We start from the raw sequence: 245 nt of genomic DNA, 5'->3' as shown, positions 1-245 counted from the left end.
TTTTCAATGTTTCTAATACGAGGTGATTATCGTTTCTATCGCTTATGACCCATGCAATGATTGAACGATCATACAAATCTAAAAATGCACTTAAATATAATTTCTCATCTGAATGAGGAACTTTGAATTCTGTTACGTCTGTTGTCCATTTTTCATTTGGTGCCTTTGCTTCAAATTCACGTTGAAGAAGGTTTTCTGCTTTCTGATCGGCTTTATTCGTAATCGTACAGTTGCGTCTTCTCATT

The 245-nt window shown here is 34.7% G+C and carries 1 protein-coding gene; it reads right to left on the bottom strand.

Annotated elements, in window-relative coordinates:
- On the bottom strand, window positions 1–245 hold a 245-nt coding region (locus DAHG_RS18270; protein ID WP_034456221.1), incomplete at both ends, for a DDE-type integrase/transposase/recombinase.

It is taken from the genome of Dielma fastidiosa, from assembly GCF_000313565.1.
Lineage (GTDB): Bacteria > Bacillota_I > Bacilli_A > Erysipelotrichales > Erysipelotrichaceae > Dielma > Dielma fastidiosa.
The sequence above is the reverse complement of the archived record's forward strand: the minus strand, read 5'-3'. Positions and strand labels throughout refer to the sequence as shown.